The 17,128-nt window shown below is 47.9% G+C and carries 7 protein-coding genes and 4 pseudogenes; 3 read left to right on the forward strand and 8 right to left on the reverse strand.

The window, feature by feature from the left end; translation table 11 throughout:
- Positions 1-160 precede the first annotated feature (160 nt).
- Positions 161-1,872: pseudogene (locus tag P4S53_RS16690) on the forward strand (AAA family ATPase).
- 68 nt (positions 1,873-1,940) lie between these two features.
- Positions 1,941-2,455, forward strand: a pseudogene (fabA, locus tag P4S53_RS16695) (bifunctional 3-hydroxydecanoyl-ACP dehydratase/trans-2-decenoyl-ACP isomerase).
- Between the two features lie 127 nt (positions 2,456-2,582).
- On the opposite strand, the gene rmf reads toward fabA, so the two are convergent.
- The 5 genes and pseudogenes from rmf to rlmKL form a co-directional block, all read right to left on the reverse strand.
- Positions 2,583-2,756, reverse strand: a complete 174-nt coding sequence (rmf, locus tag P4S53_RS16700; protein ID WP_027252207.1) for a ribosome modulation factor — start codon at positions 2,754-2,756, stop codon at positions 2,583-2,585.
- A gap of 165 nt (positions 2,757-2,921) precedes the next feature.
- Positions 2,922-4,937 carry a DUF3466 family protein gene (locus P4S53_RS16705; protein ID WP_337113554.1) on the reverse strand — a complete coding sequence of 672 codons (2,016 nt, stop codon included), beginning with the start codon at positions 4,935-4,937 and terminating at the stop codon, positions 2,922-2,924.
- The gene (locus P4S53_RS16710) at positions 4,937-6,865 is read right to left on the reverse strand and encodes an ABC transporter ATP-binding protein (protein ID WP_337113555.1); all 1,929 of its coding nucleotides are present in this window, start codon (positions 6,863-6,865) and stop codon (positions 4,937-4,939) included. The genes P4S53_RS16705 and P4S53_RS16710 overlap by 1 nt, the downstream gene beginning before the upstream one ends.
- Positions 6,852-7,100: a glutaredoxin family protein gene (locus P4S53_RS16715; protein ID WP_027252204.1), complete on the reverse strand. Its 249-nt coding sequence runs from the start codon at positions 7,098-7,100 to the stop codon at positions 6,852-6,854. The genes P4S53_RS16710 and P4S53_RS16715 overlap by 14 nt, the downstream gene beginning before the upstream one ends.
- Before the next feature lie 32 nt (positions 7,101-7,132).
- Positions 7,133-9,275: pseudogene (gene rlmKL / locus P4S53_RS16720) on the reverse strand (bifunctional 23S rRNA (guanine(2069)-N(7))-methyltransferase RlmK/23S rRNA (guanine(2445)-N(2))-methyltransferase RlmL).
- 745 nt (positions 9,276-10,020) lie between these two features.
- Here rlmKL and P4S53_RS16725 point away from each other — a divergent pair.
- Positions 10,021-10,194, forward strand: coding sequence for a hypothetical protein (locus P4S53_RS16725; protein WP_337113556.1), 174 nt, complete (start codon positions 10,021-10,023; stop codon positions 10,192-10,194).
- 229 nt (positions 10,195-10,423) lie between these two features.
- Here P4S53_RS16725 and P4S53_RS16730 read toward each other — a convergent pair.
- The 3 genes and pseudogenes from P4S53_RS16730 to P4S53_RS16740 all read right to left on the reverse strand — a co-directional run bounded on the left by P4S53_RS16730 (position 10,424) and on the right by P4S53_RS16740 (position 17,109).
- Positions 10,424-10,965 (reverse strand): annotated as a pseudogene (locus tag P4S53_RS16730) (cell division protein ZapC).
- A 246-nt stretch (positions 10,966-11,211) separates the two neighbouring features.
- The gene (gene pyrD / locus P4S53_RS16735) at positions 11,212-12,231 is read right to left on the reverse strand and encodes a quinone-dependent dihydroorotate dehydrogenase (RefSeq protein ID WP_337113557.1); all 1,020 of its coding nucleotides are present in this window, start codon (positions 12,229-12,231) and stop codon (positions 11,212-11,214) included.
- A 45-nt stretch (positions 12,232-12,276) separates the two neighbouring features.
- A complete protein-coding gene (locus P4S53_RS16740) occupies positions 12,277-17,109 on the reverse strand; it encodes an NAD-glutamate dehydrogenase (RefSeq protein WP_337113558.1) in 4,833 nt (1,610 codons plus the stop codon).
- Positions 17,110-17,128: the final 19 nt, after the last annotated feature.

Below are 17,128 nucleotides of genomic sequence, written 5' to 3' on the forward strand. Positions count from 1 at the left end.
AATAGCACATTGATTTAGAAGCATGTCCCCCTCTTTAAAGGAACGCCTTTTGGCTGATTCTCATCCGAATCGCAGGATAATCCATGCCTGTTCTATTATGCGGACAACGATTCCTTTATACTGCTGTCTTTTTCACAGTAACGGAAATTATATCAAGCCTATGCAAGAAGAATCCTGGCGTACCATGCTCCCAGATTACACTCAGTATGAGCCAATTCTGGACCAGTATGCACAACTCCCCCTGCACCGACAGGCATTTTACAAGATCGCCTGAGCGATGCCGTACGCCGATTCACAGCAGTTGATATCCAGCCCAGATTATTAAGAATTACTGCACCAGACAACAAAGTTTATCGCGACTATATCATTGATCTGCTGACGCATTGGGATTCAGCAGGTAAAAGCCCGTCTGATGAGTCTCCGATTGTAATAGCTGGTGACAATGTCACAGACATCAATCTGTTTGGGGCTGTGTATCCGCCTTTAGAGGATGGCAAATTAACAAAACCTCAGGTTAAGCATGGCCTGCTTCACCAAGCCAACAATGGTTACTTAGTCTTGTCTGTTGCCAGTATTCTTGCCAATCCAAGCTTATGGCCAAGGCTCAAAGCGGTACTGATGAATGGCGAACTGGAGTGGCAACCCGTTACTCAGAAGAAATTTTACCCCTTGCCACCGGCAGAAGCACTGAATGTAAAATTAGTCGTGGTTGGTGACAGATTCTTAATGGCAGAACTGGAAAATGCTGAGCCCGACATCGCTTCTGGTTTTAGCATGTATGGTGAGTTTGAACAGGATATGCGCCTCACCCAAGACAGTCTGCCAAACTATTTAGCCTATCTGAAGTCTCTGATTGAAAAAGCCGGGATACCCGACATGGCAGACAACGATGCATTGAAACTGTTGATGCGTACCGGTGCTCGCCATGAAGAAGATCAAAACCGTTTACCGCTTTGCCCTATCTGGCATTTAAGTCTGCTATGTGAAGCAGCAATAGAGTCCCAGGGTAAACCGATAACAGCCGAACACTTGCAACAGTCACTGAAAGCCAGAGAATACCGCAGTTCATACTTGCCAGAGAGAGCCATCGAAGATATCCATCACGGCCAGGTTATTATTAACTGCCAGGGCAATGAAATCGGTCAGGTGAATGGTTTAACTGTTGTTGAAATGCCTGGCCACCCTGTCGCTTACGGCGAACCTGCACGAATATCCTGCGTGGTTCACTTTGGTGATGGCGATATTTCAGATGTCGAACGCAAGGCTGAACTGGCAGGCAATATTCATGCGAAAGGCATGATGATCATGCAGGCCTTTGTCAGTACCGCCCTTGACCTTGACCAACCGCTCCCGTATTCGGCATCTATCGTTTTTGAGCAGTCTTACAGCGAAGTGGATGGCGACAGCGCGTCTTTAGCAGAATTATGTGCTTTGGTGTCCGCCCTTTCTCAACAGCCCATCAATCAGCAAATCGCCGTGACAGGGGCTGTCGATCAATTTGGCCGTGTGCAGGCTGTCGGTGGCATTAACGAAAAAATCGAGGGATTCTACAAAGTTTGTGCCTATCGAGGGCTAACCGGCCACCAAGGTGTCATCTTGCCGAAAACAAACTTGAGTAACCTGTGTCTTTGTGATGAAGTCCTGAATGCTGTTAAAGACGGTAAATTTCATATCTGGGCCGTAAATAGTGTGGATGATGCGCTACCTTTACTGACAGGTAAATCTTTCCGTCGAGACGAAAGTAATCAAGAAAGCGATGAAGATACACTCTTAGATGTCATCGCGATACGCATAGCGCACTTCCATAGCGGTCATAATGATGAAGGCTCAGGTTGGTTGACTAAAATGAAAAACTGGTTGGTCCACCACTGATCCGAGTTGTTAGGCGTACAGGTGTAAGCTAAATTGCCCCAATAATTTCAAAGAGAAAATAGCATCCAATGAAGAAATGCAATTCTTACAACCGTGACGATCTCCTCGCTTCCAGCCAAGGCCAATTGTTTGGTCCTGGCCGTCCTCAATTACCAGCACCTAATATGCTGATGATGGATCGTATTGCTGAAATCACTGATGAAGGCGGTGAGTTTAATAAAGGCTTCATCATTGCTGAACTGGATATCAAACCTGATCTTTGGTTTTTTGACTGCCACTTCCCTGGTGATCCCGTCATGCCTGGCTGCCTGGGTCTGGATGCAATGTGGCAGCTTGTTGGCTTCTTCCTTGGTTGGATTGGCGGTGAAGGTAAAGGCCGCGCTCTGGGCGTGGGTGAAGTGAAATTCACGGGGCAAATCCTGCCTACGGCCAAAAAGTCACTTACGAGATCCAAATGAAGCGCGTGATTAACCGCAAGCTGATTATGGGTGTTGCTGACGGCCGAGTGCTGGTTGACGGCAAGGAAATTTATGTTGCTAAAGATCTGAAAGTTGGCTTGTTTCAAGACACGTCGAATTTCTAATTCAGGTTAGCGCTATAGTAATGACAGAAAGGTCGCACACGCGGCCTTTTTTGCGTGTCTGCGGCAGATAAAGTAAAGCCCCTCTCCAAAGGGGCTCTGTATGGTTAGGGATATGAGGGTGAAGGTTTTATTTTGCGCGGCCAGATTGCAATTCTTCTCTCGCGTCTCGCCAGCCACCTAGCCAGTTCATACGGGCGTCCACAGTTTGATATGGACATGCGTCACTGGAACGACCATTAATGCCAGCTTGATAGCCTCGAGATTGTGCGCGTTCCATACGATCCCGCTTTTGTCTCTTCATAGTTCGATCCTCATCCTTATTCATATTAATCATTACCGTTACATAATGATGGAGTTTTTGTGACTCCACCTTAAGGATTGGATATTTAGCTGAAGAGATCAACCTTCATAAAAAATCAGGCTCACAACTTGTGAGCCTGATTAAAAATTAAACAATTTTGACAAATTACTTTCTGCGGCGTAAGCCCAGCAGCACCATAAGTGACAGCGTCACTATACCAATGGAGCCACCTTTCCGGCTGATACTACTTTCATCATCGCTTCTTGGCTGCACTTGAGCATCGACGCGAGGAATCAGCTTAACAGCCACTAAACGTTCATCGCCATCGCACTCTGCATTCTTGCTGGTCGACTTATACCCCGCATCGCACTTCAGTGCTGTCGCAGAGATCACACCCGCATCATTAATACCTGTTGCCTGAGCGATACGGAACCGGTTCGCATTTCCGTTCACATTATCGTCATTGGTGAGGTCATCCAGCATCCAGGTCGACTTCGCCGGCAATGCATCTGTGACAGCGTCACTACCCGCCAGATAAGTGAAAGCGCGTTGACGACGCTGACGACCATTTACCTGATTCACAGTTTCTGCATCCACCCAACCGACAATCTGATCACTATTGTTGATCGCGCTTGGGTAACCATTTGCGCCGGCAAAGAAAATGCTGCTGACAGATGAGTCCAGCCATTTGAACGAATTCGACGTCGCATCGTACAAGTACATCATTTCTGCGTACGAACGCTCTGTCGACTTGGCTCGCTTAGCAACACCAATCACTTTGTTCTGGTCATTGATATCTGTCGCCATGGTATAGCGGTAAATACGGTCGTTCCCCTGTTCGATATTCAGGTTCGGAATGTAAGAAACCGTCCAGCTCTCTGCGGTTGGAGTGCCAGTCACACCATCTTTCAGCTTAAAGATAGCTGCGCGCACCGCATAATAATCGTTATCCACTGAATCGGTGGTGTATCCCACCATCACAGGTTTACCGTCGACCAGAGAAACCGCCCGGGCTGATGCCTGGAAAGAACGATTGTTGTCATCTGGGTCCAATGCAGGGCGATTCGATGCACGGGCGGCAATTAACTGAGCTTCTGAAGTGGCTGAACCATCAACATTCCAGAATGCCGCCTCATTGGCGAAGACAGTAAACTGGCATGCCCATGAATTAAATATCGTGCCTGGCGTCGCGCCATTTGTGACACAGTTATTCAGGTCACCACGGTTGATCGGCACGTCATCAGGCAGTTTGATGTTGTCATTGAGGTTTGAAGGGGCAAACGCCGCACTGCCAACCACCAGCAAATTGCCAGCTGGGTATTCAACAGCATCCCAGGCTAATGTCTGCCCCATGTTTTTAACCAGGTCATTCCCGGCGATCGGCAGTAATGAAACCTTAGTCGCATCAAGGTTCACAAAGCCGCGCTTATTGAACTGGCGGGCATAATGGTTGTTATTGGCGAAGTAAGCCGAGCTGGTCACACCCAACGTATAGTCACCTATCGTCGAGGTACCTACTGCACTGACCGCACCATTGGCGGAGACATGATCGCCGCCATCCACCAGCGTACCGAGTGACGGTGTCACGCTTGAATCATACCCGGCCGCATCATTGGCAAATGTAGTGACACGCTCAAAAGCGTCAGCGCCGTTATCTAGCAGTGGCAGTGTGTTCGCATAATAGTTGTCCTGCCAGGCAAATTGCTCTCTGCGCAGGCCGCCATAGCCCGAACCATCTTCCGGATTGTCTGAGTTATAGCCGACACCAAAAAACCGAGTCTCAGCCCAGGTATCGCAAGTGTTGAATCCGTATGCAGAATTGCAGTGTCTTTCCAGTGACCACTCATCATTGATCTGCTGGAAGTTATCCAGCTGATATGGAATCTCATCGCGGATATCAATACCGTCACTGCCAAAGCGGCTTTCACCGAAGACTTTATAACTGGTTGATGAACAGCTGGTTTCAAAGCAGTTTTCAGTGCCTGTCGACTGGCTGATCCCCTGGCCGTAAAACTGCACCTGGCTGGCCAAATCACTGTTGTTTTTATCGTAATATTGCAGTGCATCTACACCACTGGCATCACCGCTCACTTCAACAACGTCATAAACCGCCGCTTGTGCCTGCGTGACGCTGGCAACAACAATTGCCAGCGTTGAAAACTTGAACATCTTATGTCGCATTAGGATTCCTTCTGCATTGCTTCTAGTTCTTCCCAACGTTCAAAGGCGACTTCCAGTGCCTGCTCTGCCTCTGTCAGGCGTGACAGGGTCACCTGAGTGTCATCAGTTGAGCTTTGGAAAAATGCAGGATCATTGATTTTTTCCTGCAACTGGGCAATCTCATTTTCCAAATCTTCCAAACGAGACGGCAATTCTTCAAGTTCTTTCTGAAGCTTATAAGACAACTTCTTACCCGGCTTATCCCGGTTCACTTGCTGCCGCTGTTGGCTTTCATCTTTTTTATTCTCGGCGGCTTGCTCTTCTGCCTGTGCTTTGGCACGTTGTGCAGCTGAGTTGGCTCGCTGGGCTTGCGCATCATGGTAGCCACCCACGTATTCATTGACGACACCCTGACCTTCAAAAATCCAGCTTGTGGTCACAGTATTATCAACAAACTGACGATCGTGGCTCACTAAGAGCAAAGTGCCCTGATAATTGGCAAGAATATCTTCCAAAAGTTCCAGAGTTTCGATATCCAAATCGTTCGTTGGTTCATCAAGAACCAATAAATTATTGGGTTTCAGAAATAACTTGGCCAGCAACAAGCGGTTTTTCTCACCGCCAGACAGCGCCTTCACCGGCGTGCGCGCTCTTTTCGGGTGGAACAAGAAGTCCTGCAGATAACCTAACGCATGGCGGCTGCGGCCGTTGACTGTGACTTCCTGTTTACCTTCTGCGAGGTTATCCAGCACGGTTTTTTCGGGATCAAGGATTTCACGGTACTGATCAAAATAAGCCACTTCCAGCTTGGTACCACAATGAAAATGCCCTTCTGTCGCCTGCAGCTGGCCCAGCATGAGCTTGAGCAGCGTACTCTTACCGCAGCCGTTTGGCCCAATCAGGGCGATACGGTCACCGCGCATGACGTTAAAGCTGAAATCATTAATGATAGGTTTGTCGTCGTAACGGTAGCTGATATTCTCGGCTTCAAAGACCACCTTACCTGAACGACGGGCATCCTGGAGCTGCATATCCGCTTTACCCATCACTTCCCGGCGCTCGCTGCGCTCGGCACGAAGCTGCTTCAGCGCTCTTACTCGCCCTTCATTACGGGTACGTCTCGCTTTGATGCCCTGACGTATCCAGGTTTCTTCCTGCGCAAGTTTTTTATCAAATTCAGCGTTCTGCTCGCTTTCGATACGCAATAACTCTTCCTTCGCGTCGAGATACTTATCGTAATCGCCAGGGAATGAGTTCAGCCTGCCTCGATCCAAATCGACAATTCGGGTCGACATTGAACGAATAAAAGCCCGGTCGTGAGAAATGAAGATGATAGAGCCACGGAAATCTTTTAAGAAACCTTCCAGCCATTCAATTGTGGCGACATCCAGGTGGTTGGTCGGTTCATCGAGCAGGAGAATATCCGGCTCACTTACCAGAGCACGAGCCAGCGCAGCTTTGCGCTGCCAGCCGCCAGACAGGTCCGCCAGCAAAGTGCCGGCATCTAATTCGAGGTGTTCTAATACAGAGCTGATTTTGTTGTCAAACTGCCAGGCATTCGCATGATCCAGTTTTTCCTGTACCTTTGCTAATTGCGCAAAGTGTATTTCACTGGCATCCGTGGTGATTTTATCGAGTAAGTGATGATATTCGCGAAGCAATCCACCCACCTCAGATAAACCTTCTGCAACAAAATCAAAGACAGTGCCTTCGGCATTGCGAGGTGGATCTTGTTCCAACCGTGAAACCTTTAATTCACTCATACGCTGGATACTGCCATCATCCAGCAGGACCTCACCGGCGATGACTTTCATTAACGTGGATTTGCCTGCACCATTACGGCCGACCAAACAAACACGCTCATTCGGTTGCAGCAGAAATTCGGCATGATCCAATAATGGATGATCACCATAAGCAAGCTGCGCGTTACTGATTTTAATTAATGCCATGACTCTTTAACCAAAGTGCCAGCTCAGCGGCATCAAAAGGCCAGCCAAGCTCAGAAACAGATTCATTATCGTAAAAAGATACGACCGGTATTGTGACGCCGTAACGGGAAAACAGGTTGTCGTCAAACGCAATATCAACGACATCTACCTGCTCTGAAACGCCGGCCTCCGTCAGCAGTGCATACGCCTGCTCACAGAGGTGGCATCCCTCCGTACTGTAGAGGATGATAGACAAGTAACAATCCTTAGTTTATCGACTTCAGCGACTCACACATCGCCTTCCTTATGGGTAATAATCCAGCAGTTATGAATTTGCTTATTACGGGCAAAATCCATCGGCAGTGTTTCAGAAGAAATGTTCTTCGCCACCAGCCCCAAATCTGCTAATGCCGCTTCATCCATCTTGAAGTGGCGTTTATTGTTTGAAAACACAATTTCTCCCCCTTGCGCAGCATTCGCTTCAGGTTCTCCATCAGCATGATGTGGTCACGCTGTACATCAAAACTCTGTTTCATGCGCTTAGAGTTAGAGAAAGTTGGCGGATCAATGAAGATCAAATCAAAGGTGTCATCCACTTCCTGCAGCCATTGCAGGCAGTCCGCCTGCACATATTCATGCTGACGGCCGACCTGACCGTTCAAGGTCATATTTTCCTGTGCCCAGCGCAGGTAGGTATTTGACATATCAACCGTGGTTGTGGATTTCGCGCCACCACAAGCAGCATGCACTGTTGCCGAACCAGTGTAAGCAAACAGGTTGAGGAAATCTTTGCCTTTTGACATTTCGCCAAGACGACGACGGGTAATTTTATGATCCAGAAACAACCCGGTGTCGAGATAATCAAACAGGTTCACCTGCAGCTTTACACCGTATTCGTTGACCGTCATATAACGCGATGCATTAGACAGCTTCTGATACTGGCTTTTGCCTTTCTGGCGCTCTCGTACCTTCAACACCACTTTATCGCTGTCGACACCAGTTACCTGAATGGTGGCACGCATAATATCCATCAATCGACGGCGGGCCGTTTCCTCAGGCACGGATTTAGGTGCTGCGTACTCCTGAATCACCACATAGTCGGCATACTTGTCGATCGCGGCATTGTAGTCAGGTAAATCGGCATCGTAGACACGATAGCAATCCAACGCTTCTTTCTTTGCCCATTTATCCAGTTTCGACAGGTTTTTCTTCAGACGATTCGCAAAATCCGGTGCAACCAGCGTTTCTTCAAGTTGCCCTTCTTTCTCACCTTCTACCTGCTTAACACCGCCGGCAGTGATCTGATAGGTCTTGAGAACACAATCTAATGCGCCGTTGCGCAGCTTAAACTGCTTATCGGCCCGCATACGCATACAGCTCAGCAATTCATTCGACGATGAGAAGATCGACGCCACTGAACCGGCAAAGGCCAGCTTGAGACGATTTCCTAACTCGGTGTAAAGCGCAATCAGCTCAGGGGTGGTGCCCAGGCGCTCACCATAAGGGGGTTACACAAAATCACACCGGTCTCGAATCCGTTAGGACGAACCAATTGGGTGGCATCACCGTATTCGAAATCAATCAACTCGCTCACACCGGCGCGGCCTGCGTTATCTCTGGCCACAGTCAAGATACGCCTGTCCATTTCGCGGCCAAAGAAAGGTGTTGTGACGTTAGCCACACCCCGACGGGCTTTCACAGAGGCTTCGGCATGAATCTCTTGCCAGGCATCCTGGTCAAAATCATTTAAGGCTTCAAATCCCCAACGCTTACGCTTTAATCCCGGCGCAATTTCCGCTGCTATCATGGCCGCTTCAATCAATAATGTGCCTGAGCCACACATTGGATCTAACAATGGTTTCTCTGGCGTCCAGCCACTTTTCATCACCAAAGCTGCAGCGTGTGTCTCGCGCAATGGTGCTTTACCCGCTTCAGTACGATACCCGCGCTGGTGAAGGCCACTCCCCGCCATATCCAAACCCACAATGGCTTTATCGTTCGACAAACGCACGTGAATACGTAAATCAGGCCGTTCACGGTCAATTGTCGGACGAGGCTGATTTCCCTTGGTAAAACGGTCAACAATGGCATCCTTCACTTTCATCGCGCCATACTGGCTGTTACGGATTTCACGGTTAGTACCGTTGAAGTCGACCACAATACGGGTACGGGAACTGAAATACTGCTCCCAGCTGATTGCTGTCGCGCCGAGATACAGATCCAGGTCGTTCCTGACGTTGAATTCGCTTAATACCTGGACGATACGTGATGCAACACGAGTCCATAAACAGCAACGATAAGCCGTATTCTGATCAGCGGAAAAGCGAACGCCGGCATGCACAACTTTGACTTGCGCAGCACCGAGTTGAGTCAGTTCATCGGCCAGAAGATTTTCCAGACCACGGGAAGTAATAGCGAGATATTGATTCATGGGTTTCTTTTCAAACAAATGTTGCCCGCGATTATACCTGAATTCACAGATATGCGCCTGTATCAGCGATGCCGGGCAGTCATTTTTTCTGCACTGTTCGAGTATAAATCAAGCGAACAATCGCAGTTTGCCACTTCACAGACGGTTTTACTTTGCAATCCACACCCCACCATTCCAGCAAAACAGATAAACGCATACTTTTCAGAACATCTCCCCCAGATAGATCGTTTCCCACAGGAAACGCACCTGAGCTAACTGCTTGAATACAATCCATAAGACGGATGAAACAAGCGCTTACCTCTACGCCCATTAACTGTTTCCCCAAGGAAACGACCAACTAAAACACATTAGAATCAATAACTTAAAAACAAGCAACAATCATGTCGACAGCGAAATTTCTGAAGATACCACTGCCAAACACAAGCAATGTATGTAAGCATTCGCTATCCCCATGGCTATGTATATACAATAACCTCTCACCGCATCAATCACTCCAGGCGCAACTCTTTCCCACCAGGAAACTTGATTCAATGTGTTTATTCGAGTTTGTAATGGGCTTTCACAAATGGGGAAAACAGGGAAATATCTACCCAGATAAACGATTATTTAACGGAAAATAGTGGTGTTTTTTTGTCCAAAAAAAGACAAGTGACAATAAAAAAGTCCTTCTTTTTACTGATTTTTTGCATCAAGTTGACGTTAAGTCGCTCAATGCCCGTATAGATATCCATCAAATGTCGGGCTGATGACGATTATCCCCACGGCTATGGATGTCTCTGAAGCCGCTCAAAAGACAAAAGCTGCGATCGCGAAAGCCTGTCTCGGCACATATCAATGGCTTTCTTTATGGTTTCTTTATGGGATGGAAGAAACCCCTGATAAACCAGAGGCCTGTTTAAAGATGCGGGAAATGATATGAGGAAACACATGCGTGTTGAGCTAAGAAGATCGAATGGAAACTTGCACTGAGACACGAACAGGGAGCAGAGCGCCTGTACCTGAACATGTATAGCAGCGGGTTAATCAGGCATTTTATCTATGAGGCTGATCGCTCATTGGGAAAATAGCTTATTGGAGATTCTGTAGAAATGACATTTATAAGCCGAATAGGCTAAACCATTGTTAAATATAGCTTTAAATGGCAAGGATTAGCCGACCAGTGCTAAACCCAGTTCAGTGTCTAAATGAACGGCCTGCATTCTGTCGTTCATTACTTTGATAATGCCGCAGAATTCCATGTCTTTCCCAGAAGTCAGAACATGAGGTTCCACATCTGCCAGCATGCAAAGACTCGCACAACCGCTGTTTTCAATCACCAAGTAACGGGCAGCGCCGAATTCGGTATCCAGCCCGATGATTTCGCCATTATGAGGCGTATAACCCCCTCTTGTTGGGAAAAAAACCAACTTTTAGGCATCATGGGTTTATGAAAACGACTGGCAGCGACCGCATTTAAGGCCAGTTCGACCTTACGCGGAGCAGACAAATCCAGCACAGAAATACTTTCGAGGTATGTTTGATAGGTACTTGCATCGTCAACCGTGAATTCACATCGATTAAAGGCGCAAGCAATCAGATGTTTGCTCGGAATTGAAACGCGGAAAACCATCTCTTCGCCCAGGTCGAGCATTAAAGAGTCATTCTTCTGGTCGTAATACCACGTCCATGAATTATTTGGTTTTAACACGATAGGCTCCAATGTCAGTGTCTTAACTGTGATCAAAGCAAGCAAATTAAGTACGTAAAAAGAATTGTACTAAGTAAGTGATAAAATAAAAGGGGAAAAAATTCGTAAGATCATAGTGTTAAGCTTTGTAATTTTGACAAAATACCGCTCATCACCGATGTTGGGACAAAAAAACGCCCACATCAAAGTGGGCGTTTTTCGTAGGACGGCAGATTTACAAGCGCGATCATTTAGTGACAGCGTCACTCATTATCGTAAATCACTATTGAGCACGATATCTTTAACCAGTTTAGGGCCATGATAGATAAAGCCTGAATATACCTGGACCAAACTGGCACCGGCTAGCAGCTTCTCTCTTGCAGCAATGGCTGAATCAATGCCACCTACCCCAATGATAGGGATTTGCCCTTTTAGCTCATGATTAAGCATACGGATGACTTCCGTGCTTCTGTGCTGCAGCGGACGTCCACTCAAGCCGCCGGCCTCATCACAATGCGGCATTCCCTGTACCAGGGTACGATCCAGGGTCGTATTCGTCCCTATCACACCGTCTATCTCATTTCGGATCAATGAGTCGGCAATCTGGATCAGCTCGTGATCTTCAAGATCAGGCGCGATCTTCAGCGTAAGCGGCACATATCGGCCAAACTTCTCAGCCAACGATGTTTGCCTGCTCTTCAATTGCGTCAGCAAATCATCCAGTGCCTCACCGTACTGAAGATTACGTAGCCCTGGTGTATTCGGTGATGAGATATTCACAACGATATAACCAGCATGCTCGTAGACTTTATCCATACAAATCAGATAGTCGTCTACCCCTTTCTCCAACGGTGTATCTTTGTTTTTACCGATGTTGATACCGATAATTCCGTCAAACGTGGCTTTCTTTACATTTTCTACCAGTTGATCAACGCCTTTATTGTTGAAACCGAACCGGTTGATAATCCCTTCTGCAGGTTTTACCCGGAAAAGTCTGGGTTTGTCATTTCCCGGCTGAGGTTTAGGCGTCACAGTGCCGACTTCAACGAATCCGAAGCCCATCGCACCAAAGGCGTCAATACATTCGCCATTTTTATCCAGGCCAGCGGCCAGACCAACAGGGTTTTTAAACTTGAGTCCCATGACTTCAACAGGACGATCAGGGAGGTTTTGACGGTAAAAAATATCGAGAGGTGTACCGGTGAAGCGAGAAAAGTTCTTGATAGCCAAATCATGCGCTTTTTCAGGATCAAGCTGAAACATGGCCGAACGCGCGAGGCGGTAAATCATTATACCTCCTTAAAAAAAAGCCCCGTATAAACGGGGCTAGATTATTCACTGATTTGGTTTGCAATTCAAATTTAATAGCACCAATTCACGCATTGCAACGGAGAATTTTGCAAATTCATGGGCTGTACCCACCTTGAATTCAGCAAGTACGCTTTCCCAGCGTTGAATGGCGGAGTGATGATGCTCAATCCACATCTCAATCAGCGTTTCAGGTTTTTCACTGCCCTTGCCTGCTCCGATAACTGCAGATGTGAGCTGACGTTGCTGCCAATCCAGATCTTCACGGAAAGAAGCACGAGCCAGTGCCTGCCAATGGTTTTCAACCGGCTGATTATGAACCTGTTGCAGGAACCAGTGCAGTGACAACTGTGCGCCAAGGACAAAGTAAACACGAGCGATAAAGCCAACATCTTTGTTCAGCTCTTTCGCACTCTGCGCAATATCCATCGCAGAGTACAGGCTGCTGAGGCGGGCAATATTGTGCGCAAGCTGTGCCGGGACGCCTTCATTGATCATGCTGTTTGCCTGATCATCATGCTCCTGCACTTCTTCAGCCACCAGATACTGCTCCAGGTTATCACGCAGATTGTTCAGCGTTGGCTGGTAGAATGCAATTTGCTCTTCAATACCCATCTTACGGTCGCGGTTACGCAGGAACCAACGAGTGATGCGACGCAGCATACGACGGCAACGATACATCATCTCGTACTGGATATGCGCAGGCACTTTATTATCCAGTTCGCGGATTTGCTCGAAGAACTGCTCAAAGCCAAACACATCACGGCCAACAGAGTATGCAGACGAAATTTCCGCCACTGTCGAACCCGTCTCTTCCTGCAAACGGGTGACAAAGTTACAACCCATCTCGTTAGACATCTGGTTGGCCAGCGATGTGGCAATCAACTCTCCTTTCAGAGGGTGATTTTCCATCTGAGCACGATACTTTTCCTGCAGTGCTTTCGGGAAGTATGCCGGCAGCAGGCGGTTATGATAAGGATCTTCAGTGATCTCTTCAGTAACCAGCTCTTCTTTCAGGACCATCTTGCCGTAAGCAACCAATACAGCCAGCTCCGGACGCGTCAGACCAATACCGTCTTTCTCGCGCTCTGCCAGTGTATCGTCATCAGGAAGATATTCCAGACCGCGATCCAGCTTGCCTTCTTTTTCCAGATGATGGATGAAGCGGATCTGCTCTTTCAGCAACTGTACGCTTTGATGCTGAGTCACAGAAATAGACTCACTTTGGGTGTACGCATCGTCCAGTACGATATCGCCCACTTCATCTTCCATCTGCTCAAGCAGAAGGTTGCGTTGCTTGTATGTCAGATCACCTGCAGCCACCAAACCATTGAGCAGGATCTTAATGTTCACTTCGTTATCAGAGCAGTCTACACCGCCCACGTTGTCAATAAAGTCGGTATTTACGCGTCCGCCATTGATCGCAAACTCGACACGACCCAGCTGAGTCATACCCAGGTTACCACCTTCACCAACGATCTTGGCGCGCAACTCACCGCCATTGACACGCAGGCCATCGTTAGCACGGTCACCAACATCGGCATGAGTTTCACTGGCAGCCTTCACATAAGTACCGATACCGCCGTTCCACAACAGATCCACTTCCATCGTCAGGATCAGTTTGATCACTTCGTTTGGCGTCAGGCTTTGCTTGCGCGTGCCTAGCAGTTTCTGAATTTGTGGCGACAGCTTAATCGACTTACTGCGACGCGAGAATACACCGCCCCCTTCAGAGATCAGGCTGGCATCATAATCTTCCCAGCTTGAGCGAGGGAGATTGAACAGACGGTTACGCTCTTCCCAGCTTGAGGCTGAATCCGGATTGGGATCCAGGAAGATATGCATGTGGTTAAAGGCAGCAACCAAGCGCGTATGCTTAGACAGCAACATACCATTACCGAATACGTCGCCGGCCATGTCACCGACACCAGCACAGGTGAAATCTGTTGTCTGGCAGTCAATACCCAGCTCACGAAAATGACGCTTAACAGATTCCCAGCCACCTTTGGCAGTGATACCCATTTGCTTGTGGTCATAACCGTTAGAGCCACCAGAAGCAAATGCGTCCCCCAGCCAGAAGTTATAATCCGCTGATACCGAGTTAGCCAGATCAGAGAATGTCGCGGTGCCTTTATCGGCAGCAACAACCAGATATGGGTCGTCCTCATCATGACGAACAACATTGCTTGGATAAACAACCTCGCCTTCAATGATGTTATCAGTCACATCCAGCAGTGCGCGAATGAAGCGCTTGTAACAACGCTGACCTTCAGCCAGGATTTCCTCACGGGTTGTCATTTGCGGCTGACGCTTACAAACGAATCCGCCTTTTGCACCCACAGGTACGATAACGGTGTTCTTAACCTGTTGTGCTTTAACCAGACCCAGGATTTCGGTACGGAAATCTTCCTGACGGTCTGACCAACGCAAGCCACCACGGGCAACCTTGCCACCACGCAGGTGAACACCTTCAATATCTGGCGCGTAAACGAAGATCTCAAAGAAAGGTACAGGTGCCGGAATTTCCGAAATTTCAGACGGACGCAGTTTCAGCGACAGCCATGGCTTAGGCTGGCCTTGTTCATCAGTCTGGTAGTAGTTAGTACGCTGGGTCGCCAGAATCATTTCCATATAACGACGGATAATACGGTCGTCATCCAGACTTTCGACTTCTTCCAGCTTTTCATTCATCTTAGTGATCAGTGCTTCTTCAGCTTTTGCACTGAACTTAGTTGCCGGATCAAAACGCAAGGCAAACAGATCAACCAGATCACGCGCCAAATCAGCATGGTTGGCCAGCGTATCTTCGATGTATTGCTGGCTGAATGGAAAACCAACCTGGCGCATATAACGGGCATAGCTGCGGACAATCGTGATTTCCCGGCCAGTCAGCTCTGCACAAAACAGAAGACGGTTAAAGCCGTCACTTTCCAGTTCACTGTGCCAGATAGCAGCAAACGCTTCCTGGAAACGATCTCGTGCATCGCTCAGATCAATCTCATTGCAACCATTGACCAGCATCGCAAAGTCGAGGATCCAAAATACAGTGCCGTTCGCCGTAACGATCTCGTATGGCGACTCTCCGATCACGCGCAAGCCAAGGTTTTCCAGCATTGGCATTACATCTGACAGATGGATTGGCTCATCACGATGGTACAGTTTCAGCTTCACAAAACGTGAATCTGTTGCCACTTCCTGCGGACGGTAGAATAGCATGCCCAGCTTTTTGTCTTCGCTCAGGCTTTCCAGCAGCTCAATATCTGCAACCGCAGAACCTGGCAGCATTTGTTCTTTATAAGAGCGCGGGAAGGCGCGCGCATAGTTTTTCGCCAGAGGCGTTCCCTGATTTTCACCGAAATTTGAGATCAGTGAATCAATTAAACGATCTTCCCAGGAAGCAGCAGCCTCAACCAGATTACGTTCGATCGCTTTTACATCTACATCAAAGTTGTTGTTATCTACACGCACAATATAATGAGTTCTCGCTAGTGGGCTCTCTGAGAAGAAAGTGGTGAAATCCACGTTTTGTTTAGAGCCAAAATACTCTTGGAAAATTTTCTGAGTCTTAATACGCAGTTCGGTGTTATAACGCTCGCGGGTGACATAAACCATGCAAGAGAAGAAGCGACCGAAAGGATCACGGCGAACAAACAGACGCAGAAGATCACGATCCTGCATTCTTACAACACCGCTGGCCACATCCTGCATTTCTTTTTCACTGGCCTGAATCAGCTCATCGCGCGGATACGTTTCCAGAATGTTATTCATCGCCTTCCACGAGTGTGAATCTTCTGAATAACCACTGCTTTGAAGAATGCGAATCACTTTATTGCGGATCAACGGAATATTCATCGCTGTCTGATGGTAAGCCGTTGCAGCATACAGGCCGGTAAAACGGTGCTCGCCGATGACATTGCCGTCTTTATCCAGACGTTTAATACCGATGTAATCAATATAGGCAGGACGGTGAATTTTCGACTTACCGTTGCTCTTGGTCAAAATCAGCAGATTTGGCTTTCTCGCTTCAACTCGCGCTGATTCAGGCAGGTCAGACAGCATGAGTGAACGGGCTTTACCCGGCTTGCTCAAGAGGCCCAGGCCTTTTTCGTCACAGGGACGCAGTTCAAAATCACCTTCAACAGGCACCAGATCGTACTGATGGTAACCCATAAAGGTAAAATTATGGCGGGTGACCCACTCCAGAAACTCAATCGCTTCTTCACGGTGGCTTTTATCTACCGGCAATTTTACTGATGATTTAAGTTCTTCTGCAATCTCCAGCATTTTGCTCTGCATTGCCTGCCAGTCATTCACGACCAGCTCGATATCTTGCAATACTTGCTCAAGCTCGGTTTTCAAAGCATCCATTTCTTCTTTGCTGGATAACCGATCGACTTCAATGTGGAATAAGGTTTGCAGATCTCCGGATTCTCCACATGCTTCAATGATCACCCCTTGATCATCACGCTTGAAGAAATACGGGCCATTGAACATCAAATGACTGGTGATGCCCAGACGGGTTAATGTCATGCGGACTGAGTCGACCAGAAAAGGATGATCCGGCATCACAATCTCCACTACCGTGTGGGTTGACTGCCAGCCATATCGACTCAATGTCGGGTTATAAACACGAACAGAAATTTGGTCAGGTTTGTTTTGCACCAGATGGTGCCAGAGGCTAAGTACGGCACCATACAAATCAGATTCATTCCGTTGAAGCAGATCATCATCTGCCAGTTGTCCTAACAATCGTTGAGCAAACACTTCGACTAATGACTGCTGAGGGGATTCTATCTTGTCCTGGATTAAGCCATACACTTTTTCAAGCAGTACCGGCACTATTGTGTCAGGTGCGGTCATAGCAGATGCTCCATCGTTA

It is taken from the genome of Photobacterium sp. Hal280, from assembly GCF_037162255.1.
Classification (GTDB): domain Bacteria; phylum Pseudomonadota; class Gammaproteobacteria; order Enterobacterales; family Vibrionaceae; genus Photobacterium.

Coding starts and splice junctions, on each gene's coding strand:
- rmf (WP_027252207.1), bottom strand. CDS start 2,756: ATGAAGAGACAAAAGCGGGATCGTATGGAACGCGCACAATCTCGAGGC.
- P4S53_RS16705 (WP_337113554.1), bottom strand. CDS start 4,937: ATGCGACATAAGATGTTCAAGTTTTCAACGCTGGCAATTGTTGTTGCC.
- P4S53_RS16710 (WP_337113555.1), bottom strand. CDS start 6,865: ATGGCATTAATTAAAATCAGTAACGCGCAGCTTGCTTATGGTGATCAT.
- P4S53_RS16725 (WP_337113556.1), top strand. CDS start 10,021: ATGACGATTATCCCCACGGCTATGGATGTCTCTGAAGCCGCTCAAAAG.
- pyrD (WP_337113557.1), bottom strand. CDS start 12,231: ATGATTTACCGCCTCGCGCGTTCGGCCATGTTTCAGCTTGATCCTGAA.
- P4S53_RS16740 (WP_337113558.1), bottom strand. CDS start 17,109: ATGACCGCACCTGACACAATAGTGCCGGTACTGCTTGAAAAAGTGTAT.